Origin of the sequence: Pontibacter korlensis (genome assembly GCF_000973725.1) — a bacterium.
GTDB classification, from domain to species: domain Bacteria; phylum Bacteroidota; class Bacteroidia; order Cytophagales; family Hymenobacteraceae; genus Pontibacter; species Pontibacter korlensis.
Genome location: NZ_CP009621.1, coordinates 5,176,482 through 5,193,631, shown reverse-complemented (window position 1 = coordinate 5,193,631; position 17,150 = coordinate 5,176,482). Strand labels below are relative to the sequence as shown.

General features: G+C 45.6%; 12 protein-coding genes. 4 read left to right on the top strand and 8 right to left on the bottom strand.

Annotation, left to right across the window (positions count from 1 at the left end; translation table 11 throughout):
- Positions 1 to 74 precede the first annotated feature (74 nt).
- Both PKOR_RS22260 and PKOR_RS22255 read right to left on the bottom strand, forming a co-directional pair.
- The gene (locus PKOR_RS22260; RefSeq protein ID WP_046313588.1) at positions 75 to 2,606 is read right to left on the bottom strand and encodes a PspC domain-containing protein; all 2,532 of its coding nucleotides are present in this window, start codon (positions 2,604 to 2,606) and stop codon (positions 75 to 77) included.
- 2 nt (positions 2,607 to 2,608) lie between these two features.
- Positions 2,609 to 2,947, bottom strand: coding sequence for a PadR family transcriptional regulator (locus PKOR_RS22255; RefSeq protein WP_046313587.1), 339 nt, complete (start codon positions 2,945 to 2,947; stop codon positions 2,609 to 2,611).
- Between the two features lie 278 nt (positions 2,948 to 3,225).
- Here PKOR_RS22255 and PKOR_RS22250 point away from each other — a divergent pair, with 278 nt between their 5' ends.
- Both PKOR_RS22250 and porU2 read left to right on the top strand, forming a co-directional pair.
- Positions 3,226 to 4,323 (top strand): putative type IX sorting system protein PorV2, encoded by a 1,098-nt coding sequence (locus tag PKOR_RS22250; protein WP_235336968.1) that lies wholly within the window; start codon positions 3,226 to 3,228, stop codon positions 4,321 to 4,323.
- A 40-nt stretch (positions 4,324 to 4,363) separates the two neighbouring features.
- Positions 4,364 to 9,388 carry a putative type IX secretion system sortase PorU2 gene (gene porU2, locus PKOR_RS22245; protein ID WP_052739168.1) on the top strand — a complete coding sequence of 1,675 codons (5,025 nt, stop codon included), beginning with the start codon at positions 4,364 to 4,366 and terminating at the stop codon, positions 9,386 to 9,388.
- A 54-nt stretch (positions 9,389 to 9,442) separates the two neighbouring features.
- On the opposite strand, the gene PKOR_RS22240 is transcribed toward porU2, so the two are convergent.
- The 3 genes from PKOR_RS22240 to PKOR_RS22230 are packed head-to-tail and all read right to left on the bottom strand — an operon-like array spanning position 9,443 to position 12,090.
- Complete coding sequence (locus PKOR_RS22240) at positions 9,443 to 9,928, bottom strand: dihydrofolate reductase (protein WP_046313583.1); 486 nt, start codon at positions 9,926 to 9,928, stop codon at positions 9,443 to 9,445.
- 6 nt (positions 9,929 to 9,934) lie between these two features.
- Positions 9,935 to 10,861, bottom strand: a complete 927-nt coding sequence (gene fmt / locus PKOR_RS22235; protein ID WP_046313581.1) for a methionyl-tRNA formyltransferase — start codon at positions 10,859 to 10,861, stop codon at positions 9,935 to 9,937.
- A gap of 2 nt (positions 10,862 to 10,863) precedes the next feature.
- Positions 10,864 to 12,090: an exo-beta-N-acetylmuramidase NamZ family protein gene (locus PKOR_RS22230; protein WP_046314785.1), complete on the bottom strand. Its 1,227-nt coding sequence runs from the start codon at positions 12,088 to 12,090 to the stop codon at positions 10,864 to 10,866.
- A 68-nt stretch (positions 12,091 to 12,158) separates the two neighbouring features.
- Between PKOR_RS22230 and PKOR_RS22225 the strand changes: the two genes are divergently transcribed.
- A complete protein-coding gene (locus PKOR_RS22225; protein WP_046313580.1) occupies positions 12,159 to 13,367 on the top strand; it encodes an ABC transporter permease in 1,209 nt (402 codons plus the stop codon).
- 99 nt (positions 13,368 to 13,466) lie between these two features.
- Here the strand turns inward: PKOR_RS22225 and PKOR_RS22220 are convergent, their stop codons facing one another.
- The 3 genes from PKOR_RS22220 to PKOR_RS22210 form a co-directional block, all read right to left on the bottom strand.
- Positions 13,467 to 14,291, bottom strand: a complete 825-nt coding sequence (locus PKOR_RS22220; RefSeq protein WP_148561775.1) for a mechanosensitive ion channel family protein — start codon at positions 14,289 to 14,291, stop codon at positions 13,467 to 13,469.
- Between the two features lie 73 nt (positions 14,292 to 14,364).
- Entirely contained in the window at positions 14,365 to 15,081 is a 717-nt protein-coding gene (locus tag PKOR_RS22215) for a peptidoglycan DD-metalloendopeptidase family protein (protein ID WP_046313578.1), read from the bottom strand.
- Positions 15,082 to 15,132: 51 nt separating this feature from the next.
- A complete protein-coding gene (locus PKOR_RS22210) occupies positions 15,133 to 15,702 on the bottom strand; it encodes an HNH endonuclease (protein WP_046313576.1) in 570 nt (189 codons plus the stop codon).
- Positions 15,703 to 15,967: 265 nt separating this feature from the next.
- Between PKOR_RS22210 and PKOR_RS22205 the strand changes: the two genes are divergently transcribed.
- Positions 15,968 to 17,053 carry a ferredoxin--NADP reductase gene (locus PKOR_RS22205; protein WP_046313575.1) on the top strand — a complete coding sequence of 362 codons (1,086 nt, stop codon included), beginning with the start codon at positions 15,968 to 15,970 and terminating at the stop codon, positions 17,051 to 17,053.
- The last annotated feature ends 97 nt before the right edge of the window (positions 17,054 to 17,150 follow it).

The following is a 17,150-nucleotide window of genomic DNA, read 5'->3' as shown; positions in this document are numbered from 1 at the left end:
TTGTACTTAATGGCGGTTTGTTTAAGCTGGCTGAGAGGGTGAAGCTCAGCCAGCTTTATACTTGAATTTTAAGCTTAACGTCGTCTTACGCTGCTAGGCCCCGAACTATCAATGATCGTGTCGGATGGGTTGCCGCGGTATACGATGCGGCTGGTGCCGGAGGCATCGGCACGCAGGGTATTGGTTGCATAGACTTCGGCTACGCCTGCACCGGTTACGTCTACATCTACATAGCGGGCTTCCAGGTTGTCTGCATCTATACCGCATGCACCGGTAGCGTCCAGCTCAAAGCGATCAGCCTTGCCTGTAAACTTGCTGATAGTGGCTCCAGAGGCGTCTACACTCAGGTTGCGTACATTCAAGTTTGCCAAAGTTTGAATGGCGCCTGAAAGACTCATCTTAAGGTTATCAGCTTTAAGGTTACCTATATCTGCTTTTATAGCCCCATTCAGTTCAATGTTATTGATATCTGGAGCTGTAATCTGAATCAGCACCGGTTTTCTGTCATCGAACAGACGGAAATATTTCTGCTCTGTCCTGATTTCAAGCTCGTTTCCCTGCTGGTCCAGCTTCATGCGCTCTAACTCATCTTTCGCTGCACGCACAGCTACACGGTAGCTGCTACCCTGGCGTAGTTGCACGTGGTAAGGCCCGCTGATGGTGATGCGGTTAAAGTCGCGGAAGTTGAAAGAGCGGGAATTGCTGCTGTACTCCTTTTCATCTAATAATACACTGCCACGCATTTCGATGGAGCTCATATCTTCATCCATATTGAGATCCATGTTAAACTCGCCGCTATCACTGCTAAAGTCACTTTCAGTATCGAGCGTATCAGCGGCACAGGTAAGGCAAACTAAGCGGTCGCCGCTTACCTGCCACGTATTGCGGGCTATTTTCTCCTGGCCATAGTTGCCTTCCAAAGCTGCGCTCGGAAGCAGGTAAACGAAGTTGCGTGTTAAGCGCAGTGGCTTCTCCTTTGGTAACCGCAGCACCAGGCTAAGTTCCTGATCCCGGAAAGTGGCTCCTTCTTTAAACTCATAGCTGTCGTCAAAGCGTAAGGTAGAGTCGTTAAGTACAGCGCGGTAAGAAACCATACGGGCATTTGCCTTGGCCTCTTCCTCTGTTTTGCCTTTTGCTTCAATGCGCTGCACAATCTCCACATCAGGGCTACTGCCTTCCTGTACTTCGATGTATACTCTGTTGTAGTTCAGGCCTGTATCATAGGCATCGAGGGTGAGGGTGCCTATATTACCCACTGGTACTGTTTTACTTGTGACTACTTCTCCGCTACGTCGGAAGTTGTTGCTGAACATAACGATGGTAGCGATCATAGTGAACAGGGCTACCAGCCACACACCGAACATCGACCAGCCAACAATTGGCTTCATGAAGGTTCTCTTGATCAGCAAGCTTACTCCTAACACCATCAATAGTATCAGCGGAATAAGACCTACAAAGAAGCCTGCCACCAATCCGAGCCTGGGAAAGCCTCCGAGCATAACGGAGGCTGGGAAATCACCAATTTGAATGTACTGCGCCTCATCAATCAAACCAAGAGATACAAAAAAAGTGGAGAAGAGGGCAACAGTTAGGCCAATAGAAACCACCAGGAGTATAACACCGGCCGCCACACGAATCAGGGTAATGAAGAAGGCCAAAATGGGGCCAAGTGCTCTGCCCAGCCAGTTGATAACCTGAGCTACTAATCGGATAGGCAACAGTAAGATTTTTGCCAGTGTACTTTCCTCGCCGTTACTGTCGCGCATGTTCAGGTTGTCCTTTAGCGTGCGCTCAATGCCAGCCAGTGTCACCGGGTCGCCCTGCATCTGCATACGCTCCGTAAGGGTTACAGCCTCGGGCATGGCAATCCAAAGCACAATGTAGGCTAGTATACCAAAGCCGCCCAGAAAGATAGAGACCAAGAAAAGCAATCTGATTACGGCTACATCTACTCCGAAGTATTTGGCAATACCGCTACAAACCCCAGCCAGCTTCTTGTCGTCCGGGTCGCGGAACAGCTTACGGACCTTGTTTTCAGGCAGTACGCTGCTCTCGGGCATGGCAATCCAAAGTATACTATAGATGATTACGCCTGTTGCTGCCGATACACCAGCAGAAACCACTCCTAAGAGCACCAAGAGTACAAAGAATAGCCTGATCCAGAGTGGATCCACACTCAGGTAGTTGGCAATGCCAGAAGACACACCGGCAATTACTTTGTTATTCATGTCGCGGAACAGCTTTCTAGTACCTGCTGTGGCATGCACATATGCTGCGCCAGCACCTGCTTCTGTTCCAGCGCCTGCGCCAGCGGTTGTGTAGGCTTCCTCCTCCAGTGGCTCCTCCACCTCGAAATCCGTTACATTACCCATGCGCATGATCAGGTATTGCACATCTTCCTGTGTAATCACCTGTTTGGCCGGTGATACTCTGGCCGAGAAGATCTCAGCCACACGGGCCTCAATATCGGCTACTATCTCCTCGTGCCCCTCATAGTTAGAAAAGTATGTTCTGATAGAGGCAAGGTAGCGACTAAGTTGCTCATACCCATCTTCCTCGATCTGGAAGATTATGCCTTGCAAGTTTATACTTATATTCTTTTTCATGATTACTGGGCTTTCTTGTTTCGGATAATGTATTCAGTGGAGTCAACTAATTCGGACCAGGTGTTCCGGAGCTGCTCAAGAAACTCCTTGCCGGTCTCGGTGAGGCGATAATACTTTCGTGGTGGGCCAGAGGTGGACTCAACCCAATTGTATTCCAGAAGCTGTGCGTTTTTCAGGCGGGTGAGCAAGGGGTAGAGGGTACCCTCCACAACGATCATCTTGGCCGCTGTGAGCTCCTCCAACATATCGGACGCATAAACTTCACCACGAGAGATAATCTCCAGGATGCAGAATTCGAGAATTCCCTTCCTCATCTGCACTTGTGTGTTTTCTACTTTCATGATGATCCCGTTATAATGTTGAGGCAAATATATGATAAGGTACTATGTAACGCAAGGTACTGTTTGTTTTTCTTTACGACCTTTTTTTATAATGGTTCTGAGGTTGAGATTTATTATTATAAATGAGTAGATTTGGATAAAAATATATCCCTCCTAAAATCAACTAAAACAGCCAATTGAATGTTAAGGGGGCACCAAAGCACGTGTAGAGCCGCTGGGAAGGATTTTAGAGTTTAGATATAGATTTTTGCGAGTGAAATAACCTTTACTGTTCGAGGATGAATAAATTTTTTCTTCGTTGCCTGCTGGCGGCGATGCTTCTGCTTATATGGTCAGTGGCTGATGCTCAGGTATCCACCCCAAAGTATAGCAATGAGTTTCTGAACCTGGGGGTAGGTGCTCGTGCGCTGGGTATGGGTAATGTGCAGTCGGCCATAGCCGAGGATGCCACTGCCGGCTACTGGAACCCCGCCGGTTTGCTGCGCTTGCCGAACAAGTATAACGTTAGCCTGATGCACTCAGAGCTTTTTGCCGGAATTGCCAAAAATGACTACGGTAGTTTTGCCATGCCACTGGACTCCAGCAGTGCGCTGGCTGTTTCGGTTATAAGAGTAGGTGTAGATGATATTGCTGACACCCGCCGCCTGCAGAACGAGTATGGCTACATCCAGTATGACAGTATTCGTTTCTTCTCTGTAGCTGATTATGCTCTTTTGCTTTCCTACGCACGAAAGAGCAGCCTGATACAAGGGCTACAGTTAGGCGCCAGCGCCAAAATCATTTACCGCAATGTAGGCGATTTTGCCGATGCATATGGCTTTGGCATTGATGCCGGTGCTCAGTTGCAACGCGGGTCATGGCAGTTTGGTTTGATGGCCAAAGACATTACCACCACCTTCACCGCCTGGACTCATAATGTAGAGGAGCTGGAAGAGGCCTACATGCAAACAGGGAATGACTTGCCTGAGAATACTGCAGAGCTTACCCTGCCTCGGATTATACTTGGGGTTGGCAAGTCGTTTCGCTTCACAGATGACTTATCGGCTGTTTTAGCCACCGATATAGACTTTACTTTCGACGGAAAACGCAATGTGCTCCTGAAGTCCGACCCGATGTCGGTAGACCCTCATATAGGTCTGGAGCTTGCGTATGCAAACTCAGTATTTGTGCGCGCAGGCCTAAACAATTACCAAGAGACCATGAATTTTGTCGGAGGTACTACCAAACGTATTCAGCCTAATTTTGGTGTCGGAATCAAGACTAGTGGCCTGAACCTGGATCTTGCCCTATCGCGCATCAACAACAGCGAAAGTAACTCAGTCGGAAGCTCAAATACTTCTTCAGTTATAGTATCTCTGGGTTACGCATTCGATTAAACAACAAGTTTGCCCACAGCACATGTATAATACTTTGAGCATGAAACGATTTTTAACGGCAGCTCTTCTATTGATTGCTGCTCTAGCGTCTGGTGTGGCTAAGGCGCAAGAGCAATACGGAAATGAGTGGATAGACTACTCTAAAACATACTATAAATTGAAGGTTGTAGAGACTGGTCTCTATAAACTGGATTATGCTTACCTACAGCAGTTAGGCTTAGCTAATGTTAACCCGCAGCACCTGCAACTCTTCCGCCGAGGCAAGGAAGTTTCTATTCATGTAGCAGGAGAAGCCGATGGGCGCCTGGACCAGCAGGACTACATGGAGTTTTACGGTGAGCGAAACGACGGTGTACTAGACCAGGAACTATATAAAGACCCGGCGCATCAAGTGCATCAGCTCTACAGCATGTACACCGATACAGCCGCTTACTTCTTGACAGTTAATCCTGCAGGCGGCAACAAACGCATGCGCGAGGAAAACCCCGCCCCTAATGGTCTAACACCGGAGCCTTATCATTTTGCGAAGGCGACGTTGTTAACAGCTACTAATTATAGCCATGGTAAATTGTATGGAGACAATAGGATGCCTTGGTTAGACGCAGGAGAAGGCTACTTCTCAAGTATAACCACTGGTGTTAGAAGTTTTGAGATAACTAACATTACTAATTTGGAAAGCACTGGTCCTGCGCCCTCTCTTCATGTTGTTACAGTTGGGCCAAATACTGGTGTGCATAGGTTCAACATCAATACTGTAAATGGTAGTACACGAACCATTGCAACGCTCGAGTATGGAGACTATAGCTTTTCTAAGACAACCCACCCACTAAACTATTCTGACATAAATATTCAGAATAGTAAGCTTACTATTCAGTTAGCTCCCTTAGCTGTAAATGGCAAAACCACTGGAATGGGATTAGCTTATGCACAGGTGCTTTTTCCTCAGAAGAGCATATTTACAGGGAACTCCATGGTCATTTATTCTGATTCTCTTCGCTCTGGCTCATTATACTATGAATTTTCTGCAGCTCCCTCAACTGTAGTTGCATATGACGTATCAAATTCTAATAATGTAGTAAGAATTGCTGGTTTAGCAAACGGTGAGAAAAGAGGGTTTGTGATTAACCAGTCTGGCTCAAGTCGTAAAGTCTTGGTCGCCAATACTAATATAACTTTGTTGCCAGCAGAACTCCCGAAAAGAGTACTGTTTCGAGATATAAAGCCAGGAGAACATAATTATATCATTGTATCTAATAAAGTTTTGATGCAACGAGCAGGTGGAAGCTCTCTGCCGGCTCCGAAGGAATATGCAGCCTACAGAAGTTCAGTTGCCGGAGGTGGTTATGATACGCTTCTAGTATTTGTAGATGACCTTGTAAATCAATTTCACTATGGAGATTTCTCGGCTAACAGTATTCGCCGTTTTTGCTCGTTCATGAGTACTTCTCCTCGACAAAAACATTTGTTGTTACTGGGAAAAGGTGTTGAAATGGATAGAATAAGTTATCGAAATCCTGCACACCGAGCTTTGGATATTGTACCTACCGGCGGAGTACCTGCCTCGGACTTGTTTTTTACAGTTAACTTCAAGAGTGGGAGCTATGTCCCAGCCATGCCAACCGGTCGTGTGTCTGCTTTGACGGCAACAGATATCGTTAACTACTTGGATAAAGTTAGGGCATATGACGCAACTCCGGATGGGCTAGCATGGCGGAAGAACGTTTTACATTTAGGGGGAGGGCTTTCTGCAAGTGAAATTGAGAGAATAAATGGTTATATAACTAACTATAGCAATATTGCAAAAGGCCCCTACTTAGGAGCTAGTGTTGTAGAAAAGTCGAGGAGAAATCTAAGTGAGGTTGTAGAAACTCTGGATATATCAAAAGAAGTAAATGAAGGCGTTTCTTTGATAACCTTCTTTGGGCATAGCTCCCCAGCCACCACCGACCTAGATGTTGGATCTCCAGCTAGTCCGGTAAATAGCTACAGAAATGAAGGAAAGTATCCGGTTATGTTCATGAACGGGTGTAACGTTGGAAATGCTTTCGTTGCTAACTACACCTCATTTGGAGAGGGGTGGTTGAATACTCCCAAAAGAGGTGCTATAGCATTAGTCGCACATGTAGCTGCAGGCTACCCTCCTTATCTAAACCTGTACACTTCTTATATGTATTCTACAGGATTAGCTGATGATAAATTTTATGGAAGGACACTTGGAGAGGTCCAACAGGAGGTAATTAGAAAAGTAACCCAAACTACTCAAAATGATCTAGCTATCGCTATGGTGTTAGAGACAGTACTGCAAGGAGACCCGGCAGTACATATGTATAACCCTAGTAAGCCTGATTATCTTATAGGAGAAAACAGCTTTAATCTTTATGATAATGCTGGAGGTATGGCAACTGCTGCATCAGATTCAATAGTATTATCCTTTGAAGCAAGAAATTTAGGAAAAGCTATTACAGACTCTATCACTTTTTCTGTGAAGCGTACTCTACCAGATAATTCTGTTACAGAACAGTCGTTCAGGGTTGGTCCTGTTTATAACACTAGCAAAGTTAGAGTAAAGCTATCCAACAGAGGGAGTATTGCGCTAGGTATGAATATTTTCGAGGTTAAAGCAGATAGTCCTAACGATTTTGAAGAACTGAATGAGAATAATAATGTTGCAATTTATCAGCAATATATCTCTGCTAGTGGCTTAACTATTGTTACACCCTCTAAATATTCAATCATTGGAGAAGGCAACGCAACTTTAGCCGTACAAGCTAATTCTTCAAAATTGAACAAGGGTGTCTATATAGAGATTGACACAACCAACACGTTCGATAGCCCATGGAGTAAGAATACAACTGTTGCTAAATCAGGTTTTGCCTCATGGGATGTAAACCTTTTGAACAATAGCACAACAAATGACAGTTTAGTTTATTTCTGGCGTGCTCGTTTTGACTCTTATGAAATGGGTGAAGATACAGTTTGGGTAAATAGCTCCTTTAGACATATTCCGAATGTTGATGCTGGTTGGTCCCAAAGCCATAAGGGACAGTTCAAAGAAGTAAAGGTAGCTGGAGTGGACTCACTTGATCAGGAAACAGGAACTTGGGAGTTTGGAACTACCCGAAAGTTTGTTGACCTAAAGACCGCTGGAGGGGACATTCATTTCAGTAATCCTCCTTATGGAATATTCCTAGATGGTAATCAGCAATTAAGTTATTACTGTGGAGGAGACCCGTCTTACTATAGAAATAGTCAATCCCGTTTCTACATGTTTGTGTTCAACAATATAACGCTTGAGCAGGTAGCGGATCTACCTGGGCAGACAGTATGTGGGTACCAGGGGGGGAGATATCTGTTCGATACTGGAGCTTTGTTGAATGCGAACGGCCAGTTAGTGACAGCGAATTTGAGGAAGATAAAAACATTCATAGATGCTGTGCCTGAAGGATACTATGTAGCCATTATGGGAATACATAAAGTGCCATTTGATAATCTACCTGAAGAAGCGAAAGCTGCGTTCAGAAGCATAGGTTCTAAGCTAATTGACAACCTTAAAACGGGTGATCCTTTTGCTATTGTTGGTCAAAAAGGAGCTGCGCCTGGTACAGCTCAAGAAAGGACATACTCCAAAGAGGAGGCTGAGCGTGAGGGCGGGATTCCTGCATCTTCTCAAAGCATAGCTCTAAATGTAACACTGGAGTCTAATAGGCCTGCAGGCACCATCACTTCTACCTTGATTGGCCCTGCTTTAAGGTGGAACACGCTGCATCATAATATAGAGAAGTATGCGGGCGGTGATGATAAGTATAAGTTAAGTCTTATAGGTGTGGATACTGAAGGAGTTGAGACAGTACTACAGGATAATGTCACCTCGAAGGTGCTTGATATATCCCACATAAGTGCTAACCAGTATCCAAACCTGAGATTGTCTGCGTTTCTATCAGATTCTGCTGCCCGTACAGCACCACAATTAAAACAGTGGTTTGTGCTGTATGATCCTGTGCCGGAAGGCGTTATCCGACCGGATTTAGTAAAGGCAAGTACTGAGGATTTAACCTTGCAGGCTAGTAGTGGACGCTTATTAGTGCCAATGGCTTTCCAGAACGTAACGTCTACAGCCTTCACAGATTCATTAACAGTAGAGGTTACACTTAGTGGTGAGGGTATCCAGACTGTGACCTCACATTTCAAAATCAAGCCTGCCGGAGCTAATGAGACTGTATACTTCAATCATGCTGTTGCCACGGATGCTTTTGATGGAGACTATAGAATCAGTTTCTATGTTAACCCTAGGCTGCTACCAGAACAGGAGTATGCAAATAACATATATGAAGTTGGCTTTGGCGTAAAGTCTAAATTACACCCAATAATGGATGTAGCCTTTGATGGTATACATATTTTGGATGGAGATATTGTATCGCCAAGCCCACTCATAAGCGTAACAGTAAAGGATGAGAACAGGCATATCTTCCTTCGGGATCCTTCTAAAATGTCAATGGTGGTTACTGATCCTGCTGGAAATTTGCAGGAAGTTGAACTAATGAATAATGCCGAGGTGGTGTATACCCCGGCAACTGAGAATAGCGATTTTAAGTTGGAGTATAAGCCGGCAAAGTTAGCTGATGGCAAGTATACGCTGCAGGTACAAGCCAAAGATGCGGCGGGTAAAGACTCTGGTGTATCGCCTTACAAGATCGGGTTCGAAGTAGTTAGTGAGTCAAGTATATCTAATTTCTATCCGTTCCCGAATCCATTCTCAACCAAGACTAATTTTATTTTCACAGTCACGGGTAGCACTATTCCTGAGCATATCAAGATTCAGATCTTAACTATTACAGGTAAGGTGGTGAAAGAGATCATGAAAGAAGAACTTGGCCCACTACGTATTGGTAATAACAAAACAGAATATGCGTGGGATGGCACCGATATGTATGGTGATAAGCTGGCTAATGGAGTATACCTGTACCGTGTGGTAATGAGTAAAGAGGAGGAGTTCAGGAAGCACAGAAACACCTTTGGTGATGGATCTTTTAAGAACGGCTATGGTAAGCTGTATATCCTGCGTTAAACAGCAAAAGCAATAAAGAAGAAGGGCGGCCCTTCTTCTTTATTGCTTTTGCTGTTACTTCTTTTTTAGCGTCATGAAAGTATAGCTGTATTCATTCCTTTCATCAGGTTCGTGGTATTCCTGCTCTACTACTTGCCACTCTTCCTCAGATAACTCCGGAAAAAAAGCATCACCCTCAAAGGCATGGTGCACACGAGTAAAATAGAGCGTATCTACAAAAGGCAGCGCCTGCTCATATACATTGGCTCCTCCAATGACACTTACGTGTTCATCTAACTCCTTAGCTTTGGCAAAAGCTGCTTCTAATGAATGCACAACTACACAACCATCTGCTTTGTAATCTTCCTGCGAAGTAACAACGATAGAAGTGCGGCCAGGCAGCGGCTTACCGATTGCCTCATACGTTTTGCGCCCCATGATCATAGGGTGCCCCATCGTAAGCTTCTTGAAGTGTTTTAAGTCTGCAGGCAGATACCAAATCAGGTCATTATCCTTGCCGATAACATTGTTCTCGGCGGCGGCTACAACTATTGCTATCATCTGTACTTATACATTAAAGTTATACCCCCGCAATAAGTCCTGTACAGGCATCCGCTTTTTACCTTCCATTTGTAAATCAAGTACAGATATGGCTCCGGCAGCAGTTTGGATGTGCAGAAAAGTTTTATTGTCGGTATGGACTGTTCCTAGCTCAGAAGTATAACCAGCATTTTCCAGTGCCTCTACCTTAAAGATTTTGAAGTTCTTGCCGTTCAGCTTTGACCAAGCGGCAGGGTAAGGACTTAGCCCCCGAATGAAGTTTCGCACTTTTTCGGCTGGCATACCCCAGTTTATCTCGCATGTATCCTTGAAAATTTTAGGAGCATGTTTGGTTTCTGCAGAAGTTACCTGTGGCTGAGGCTGTACTTCACCACGCTCTATAGCCTGAACTGTACGGAGCGCTAGTTCCGCTCCGCTATACTTTAGCTTTTCATACAACGTACCGAAATCATCCTCATCAAGAATAGGCACTCGCTCCTGAAAAATCAAATCGCCGGTATCAATCTCGTGTTTCAAAAAGAAGGAGGTAACGCCTGTTTCTTTCTCGCCGTTGATAATAGCCCAGTTGATAGGCGCCGCTCCACGATACTGCGGCAGCAGCGAAGCATGGATGTTAAAAGACCCAAGCTCAGGCATTGCCCACACCACCTCCGGTAGCATGCGGAACGCCACAATAATCTGCAGGTTAGCTCGATAGCTGCGCAGCTCCTCCAAAAATACCTCAGATTTGAGATTTGTTGGCTGCAGTACCGGAATTCCCTGTGCCACCGCGTATTCTTTCACCGGCGACTGATTCAGCTTTTGTCCACGGCCGGCCGGTTTATCGGGGGCGGTGATCACAGCTACTACGTTATACTTGTGTTCCACGAGTGTCTGCAGGGTAGGCACGGCAAAATCCGGCGTTCCCATAAACACAATGCGCAAATCTTTCATGTTTAGCTAAAGTCTGGGTAAAGCAGGTACTGCTTACGCAAGGTTTTGTAGTTCGATAGAGCGGGCTCCCATGAGGCTCTGATTTCTACCTCGGTTTTACCAGCTTTTATCTGCTCACGCAGTTTAGTCGTGCCTGCCAACCTCTCAAAGAAGTTATTGAAGAATTTATCTTTCTGAGTTGAATTCTTATACATCTCCAGCAGGAAGCTCAGTGTAAACGGTTGTGCATCGGCTGGATCAGTTAGATCCATGCCATAGCAGGTAACACCCTTATGAGGAGGATCAGTAGCACCTGGTGTGCTAACAGGCGTAAAGCTGAACTCTTTGATTTGGTAGTATGGGCTACCAATTATCTGAAATGGTGTTGGTGTACCACGACCTACACTTACATTGGTTCCTTCAAACAGGCAGAGAGATGGGTACAATGCAATTGACTGGGCATTTGGCAGGTTAGGTGAAGGCCTTACCGGCAATTCATAGGCCATGTTGTGGTTATAGTTAGCCATAGGAATGACGGTCAGGTTTGCCTGGTGCTTTCCTTCCAGCCACTTTTCACCGTTGATCATCTTTGCCAGCTCGCCTACAGTTAAACCATGCACAATCGGAATAGGGTGCATTCCCACAAAAGAAACCTGATCCTGCTCCAGCACCGGACCGTCTACATAATGGCCATTGGGGTTGGGGCGATCCAGCACCACTACCTCTTTTCTGTTCTCAGCGGCAGCCTCCATCGCATAATGCATGGTGCTGATGTAAGTATAGAAACGTGTGCCCACATCCTGTATATCGAATAGCAGCACATCAAGGTCTTTTACCTGCTCAGGCAGCGGTTTTTTGTTTTTGCCGTAGAGCGAGATAATTGGTAAACCGGTTTTAGGGTCATTGCCGTCTTTGATGTGAGCGCCAGCGTCAGCCTCGCCACGGAAACCATGTTCTGGTGCAAAGATGGTTTTGATCTCTACGCCACGGCTAAGCAGCGTGTCTACCAGGTGTGTTTGCCCTATGGTTGATGTCTGGTTTACAATCAAACCTACACGCTTACCCTGTAGCTTAGGTAAGTATAATTCTAATTGCTCGGCTCCAGTTTTAAGAGGCTTTGCCTCTGGCACAGAGGTCTCTGTTGCTGCAGCCTGAGGCTGTACAGGTACAGAGGCAGGAACTTGTTTCGAGTTGCAGCTGCCAAGCGAGAGAAGCAGCGAAGTTGAGAGAAGCAGGAAATGGTGTGTCATTGTTTTTCTAAGGTAGAAGTCAAAATTCATACCTATCTTTAAGGCTGTTAAAATGTGACCAAAGGCGAGTGAATATCTCCAAATACATATCCGATAAAATATCAGAAGTGCAGACCGGCTCTTTTACGCAGTCGGTTACAAAAATAGCAATTATAAGCATAGCCGCAGGTATTGCTATCATGATTGTGTCTTTTGCCATACTGGAGGGATTCCGTAATGAGATACGCGAAAAGATTTTCAGCTTTGGTGCACACCTTCAAATCAGCAAGTATGACACGAATAACTCCTATGAGGGGGCTCCTATCAGTCAGAACATAGGCGTTACGGATTCTATACCGGGTATAAAAAAAATACAGGCCTTTGCCCGCAAAACAGCCATTATTAAAACTGAAGACGAAGTGCTGGGTGTGGTGATGAAGGGGGTAGGGGAGAACTACGACCTCAGCGCTATGCAGCAGAACCTGGGGGGAGGCGAGCTTATCGCTTTCAATGATACAGTGTCTTCAAAGGATGTGCTGCTGAGCCAAAGTATAGCCAGTAAGCTCCGGCTGAATGTGGGAGACGAAGCTATCTTTTATTTTATCCAGAACCCACCCCGTGCCAGGAAACTAAGAGTAAGTGGTATTTATAATACCGGCTTGGAAGAGTTTGACGAGGTCTTTGTTATCGGAGACATAAAATTGATTCGGGAGCTAAATAATTGGCCGGATACTCTGGTGGGTGGGGTAGAAGTTGTGCTGCAAGACTTTGAGCAGATAGACCAGGCAGCTGAGCTTGTTTTTGAGCATATGAACTACGATCTGCAGCTAGAGAAAATTACGGATCGCCATGCCCAACTCTTTGACTGGCTAAAACTGCTGCAGAAAAACGTTGTGATCTTTCTGGTGCTGATCATTTTTGTGGCGACCTTTAACATGGTTTCCACGGTGTTTATTATGATCATTGAGCGGATAAACATGATTGGTGTTTTGAAGGCCGTGGGTGCCACCGATGCGCAAATACGACAAGTATTCTACTTCCGAGGGTTAAAGCTGACTTTGAAGGGAATGCTTTGGGGTAATATTACTGGGCTTGGCTTCTGTGCTGTTCAGTATTATTTCGAGCTGATTCCGCTGGACCCAGAGAACTATTATATGGACAGGGTACCTATCAGCTGGAACTTTGGCATGGTGCTGCTGCTGAACGTGCTGACACTTGTTTTGACGATGCTAGCTATACTTATACCAGCCGCCATGATTGCACGCATAAAGCCGGTTAAAGCCATTAAGTTTGATTAGAACTAAGGTCCAAGAAAGAGCCTTCTGCAGTATATCTATCAAACAAAAAGCCCTTGCTATGGTAGCAAGGGCTTTTTGTTTGATAGATATGTAAGTAAACTATTTGCTGCTCGGTTGCGACAGCACTTCTCGTTTAGGAACTGGCAAGGCAATACCATTTTGCTCAAATGCGGCCTTGGCACGTTCGTTCATGTCCCAGAGCAAGGCCCAATAATCAGGGCGATTACACCAGATACGCGTGCTGATGGTAATGGCATGCTCAGCAAAGTTAGTAACTACAATGGCCGGAGCAGGCTCCTGCAGTACACGCTCATCCTTGTTGATAAGCTCCTGAATAAGTTGACGTACTTTACCTATGTCGTTATTTACAGAAACAGTGAAAAGAAGCTCCACGCGGCGTGTTGATTCTACGGAATAGTTAACTACAACTGTTGAAGCAAGTGGGCCATTAGGAAGGTAGATGGTTTTATTATCGGCAGTTTTAAGTACAGTGTTAAAGATATTGATCAGGTGCACTGTACCACCTTGTCCCTGTGCCTCAATGTAGTCGCCAACTCTAAAAGGCTTGATGGTAAGTATAAGTACCCCACCAGCAAAGTTTGACAGGCTGCCCTGCAGTGCCAAGCCGATGGCTAAACCGGCAGAGCCCAATACAGCTATAAACGAAGTCATCTCTACGCCAAGCTGCGCAATCACCAACACAAGCAGCAGTACCCATAGGGTTATATTTAATATGCTGCCCAAAAACGGACGAAGCGATTCATCAATACCCTTACGAACCATCAGGTTGTGAATGATTCGGGTTAAGCGTTTGATGATCCAGGTCCCAACTACCAGAATAATAATGGCTACTAATAGCTTTAAACCATAAAGCACGGCAAAGTTTATTACCATTTCGCGGATAGAATCTATATCCAGCATCATGAACAAATATGGGTTAAGGTTAAAAATAAATGCCACCAGTAACTGGTGGCACCAATGAAATGTATGCTAAAAACTATGCGGTCTTGAAAGTATCAGGCAGGTGGCGGCACTGCAGAATAAGGTTCGGGTCCGGGCAAAGCTGCTCGTACTTGGCGCGCTCTGAAGTTGTGGCTACGCCTGGAAAGTCTCCGTACTTACCACTCATATCCGCAATTATCTGGAAATGAAGGTGCGGAGGCCAGTGGCCGTTTTCAGGGTAGGGACCTACTTCTGCTATTTTCTCGCCTTTGGCAAAACGCTTACCGTCGTGCAGGCCCTTCAGGGAGGTGCGGCTAAGGTGGCCATATAAGGTGTAAAATGTTACTCCTTCCAGCTCATGCTGTAGGATGATAGTAGGGCCGTAGTCGCCAAAGTTATCATTGTCCTGAAAGCTATGCACAATAGCATCTAGTGGCGTAAACACTGCTGTGCCCGCAGGGAGCCACACGTCTACGCCCAGGTGCAGGTTGCGACTTTCTGTTGCTACATCAAAGTGTCGGCTGCGGCGGTAGATAAAACGGTCTTCCAGGTACCCACCAACACCAACGGTTGCTCTTTGCTCTTGCATCATTTGGAGCACAGCCTGGTTGAAAGCATCCGTATCCTGCAGGTCAACATCTTGTAGTTGTACGCAGGAGGCTGTAAAGTCCAAAGTGCAGACGCAATCGGCGTTCAGGTCAGTGTCCAGCACTGGAGCAAAGGTATGGCGATGCCTGCTTAGCAGAGAGCTAAGGTCTAGGGTGTTTTCCATAAGTGCACAGTAAGCGCGATTTATGCGCCCACGGTGCAAGTTAAGGAGAAATTAGTTTAAAGGTGCAGCCTCTTCTTCCTCAAGTACCTTGGTAAAGGTCTTTAGGCTCTTGGTTTTGCCAAAAAGCTCCTCAGACTTTTTGCTGTAGGCCAGGGCAGCCTCCTGCAAAGTCTCAAAGGTGCCAAGGTTAATGCGCTGCTTGTTGTGGTGAATAATCGCGCGATACTTCTGGGCTTCTTTATGTACCCCTCTTACACCAAGTTTATTCTCGGTTTTAGTCGTGTTGCGAACAATCTTGCATAGCGGAGCCCATTCCAGATTTTCGCGTCGGCAGTCGAGTTTGTTCCCGTTTTTAAAGTGCACATAAAGCTTCATATCACTCTCAGGCTTTTCCATCAGCTGCTCACCTATCATCTTGTGCAGGTAGATGGTCTCGTTACGGTACTTACCGTTTTTAAGAGGCCAGTTTTTCTGAAAGAAGGCGTAGCCGTTAGAGTGAATGCGGAGGTGCTTTAGGAACTCAATTTGTTGTAGATACGCATTGCTTTGGATGTAATCATAGGTAGCGTCATCTACAACTACAGTTTTTTCACAGTTCTTTAGAGTCAGTTTGTACAGCATGTTGTTTTCATGTTAAAGAAAGATAGCGTTCAATACGGAAGCAGGGGCTGCCGGGTGAATAGTTGCGGTAGCCGTTGCAGCGTTCGGTAAAGTTGCAGCTTTTTTTTAATATATTTTACAACTAATATTCTAATTATTTTATTGTGCACCCTCAGGAGTAGTTCCAAAATTTATACGATACTTTCTAAGAACAGGAGGGATTATCGTAACTTTCAGCCTTCAAACCAGTTTTAGACCAAGACGAACTAGAGTAAAACTATAAACCATGAGTAGCCCTTACTTTAACCTAAAGGTTATAGAAATCACCCGCGAAACGGCAGATGCTGCCACCATACATTTTGAGCACCCAGATAAACAAACGATAAACTACAAGCCAGGTCAGTTTCTGACGCTGATCTTGTCCATTGAAGGTAAGGAAGTACGCCGTTCGTACTCTTTAAGCAGCACAACACAGGAGGCGCCTCGTCTGTCGGTAACCGTTAAGCGTGTAGAAGGAGGTTTAGTATCGAATTATCTTTTAAATACTCTGGAGGTAGGCCAGGAGGTAAAAGTGATGGAGCCTCTAGGCAACTTCTGCCTGACCTGCGCCCCACAAAACCAACGGAATGTTTTGCTTTTTGGAGCGGGTAGTGGCATCACGCCCCTCATGTCAATCCTGAAAGCAGTACTGACGGAGGAGCCAAACAGCAAAGTAACCCTGCTTTACGGCAACCGTGATGAAGACTCCGTTATTTTTAAAGATAAGCTCCAGGAACTGGAGCAACAATATGCAGACCGCCTGCATGTAGAGTACATTTACAGTCAGCCGAAGCATGATTGCGACCACCGTGGGCGCATGAACCAGAGTATGATCATCAAGATTCTGGAGCGCCTGCAACTGGCTAAGATTTCCAATGCTGTATACTTTATGTGTGGCCCGGAAGGAATGATGGAAGAGGTGCGCCATGCACTGGATGTGCTACACGTACCGGCAGATTGCATCTTCCGCGAAAGTTTCGTGAGCAATAAGCTACAGGATAAGCAGGAGGAGGCACAGCACGGTGCGGTGGTGTCTTCAGACGAAGATGAGGAAATTACCACCCAAACAGTCACCGTTATATATGAAGGCTCAGAGTACAGCTTTGTTGTAGAACCAGACCAGACTATACTGGAAGCAGCACTAGACCAGAATATTGACCTGCCTTATTCCTGCCAAGCTGGTCTTTGTACCGCTTGCCGTGGTAAATGCTTGAGTGGCAAAGTACATCTGGATGAACGTGAGGGGCTTTCTGATGCAGAAATGGAAGAAGGTTACGTGTTGAACTGTGTGAGTCATCCTCTTTCTGCTAACGTTATGATAGAAATCGGATAACCCTAAACAATCGTATAAAAGAGCAGTGCCAAAGGATTTTCTGATGGTACTGCTCTTTTTTTTGTACTTTCATAAGAAGTGCTTATATTGTACTTCC

Excerpts from the sequence above, each read along its gene's own strand:
- PKOR_RS22260 (WP_046313588.1), bottom strand. The coding sequence starts at position 2,606 with ATGAAAAAGAATATAAGTATAAACTTGCAAGGCATAATCTTCCAGATC.
- PKOR_RS22255 (WP_046313587.1), bottom strand. The coding sequence starts at position 2,947 with ATGAAAGTAGAAAACACACAAGTGCAGATGAGGAAGGGAATTCTCGAA.
- PKOR_RS22250 (WP_235336968.1), top strand. The coding sequence starts at position 3,226 with ATGAATAAATTTTTTCTTCGTTGCCTGCTGGCGGCGATGCTTCTGCTT.
- porU2 (WP_052739168.1), top strand. The coding sequence starts at position 4,364 with ATGAAACGATTTTTAACGGCAGCTCTTCTATTGATTGCTGCTCTAGCG.
- PKOR_RS22240 (WP_046313583.1), bottom strand. The coding sequence starts at position 9,928 with ATGATAGCAATAGTTGTAGCCGCCGCCGAGAACAATGTTATCGGCAAG.
- fmt (WP_046313581.1), bottom strand. The coding sequence starts at position 10,861 with ATGAAAGATTTGCGCATTGTGTTTATGGGAACGCCGGATTTTGCCGTG.
- PKOR_RS22230 (WP_046314785.1), bottom strand. The coding sequence starts at position 12,090 with ATGACACACCATTTCCTGCTTCTCTCAACTTCGCTGCTTCTCTCGCTT.
- PKOR_RS22220 (WP_148561775.1), bottom strand. The coding sequence starts at position 14,291 with ATGATGCTGGATATAGATTCTATCCGCGAAATGGTAATAAACTTTGCC.
- PKOR_RS22215 (WP_046313578.1), bottom strand. The coding sequence starts at position 15,081 with ATGGAAAACACCCTAGACCTTAGCTCTCTGCTAAGCAGGCATCGCCAT.
- PKOR_RS22210 (WP_046313576.1), bottom strand. The coding sequence starts at position 15,702 with ATGCTGTACAAACTGACTCTAAAGAACTGTGAAAAAACTGTAGTTGTA.
- PKOR_RS22205 (WP_046313575.1), top strand. The coding sequence starts at position 15,968 with ATGAGTAGCCCTTACTTTAACCTAAAGGTTATAGAAATCACCCGCGAA.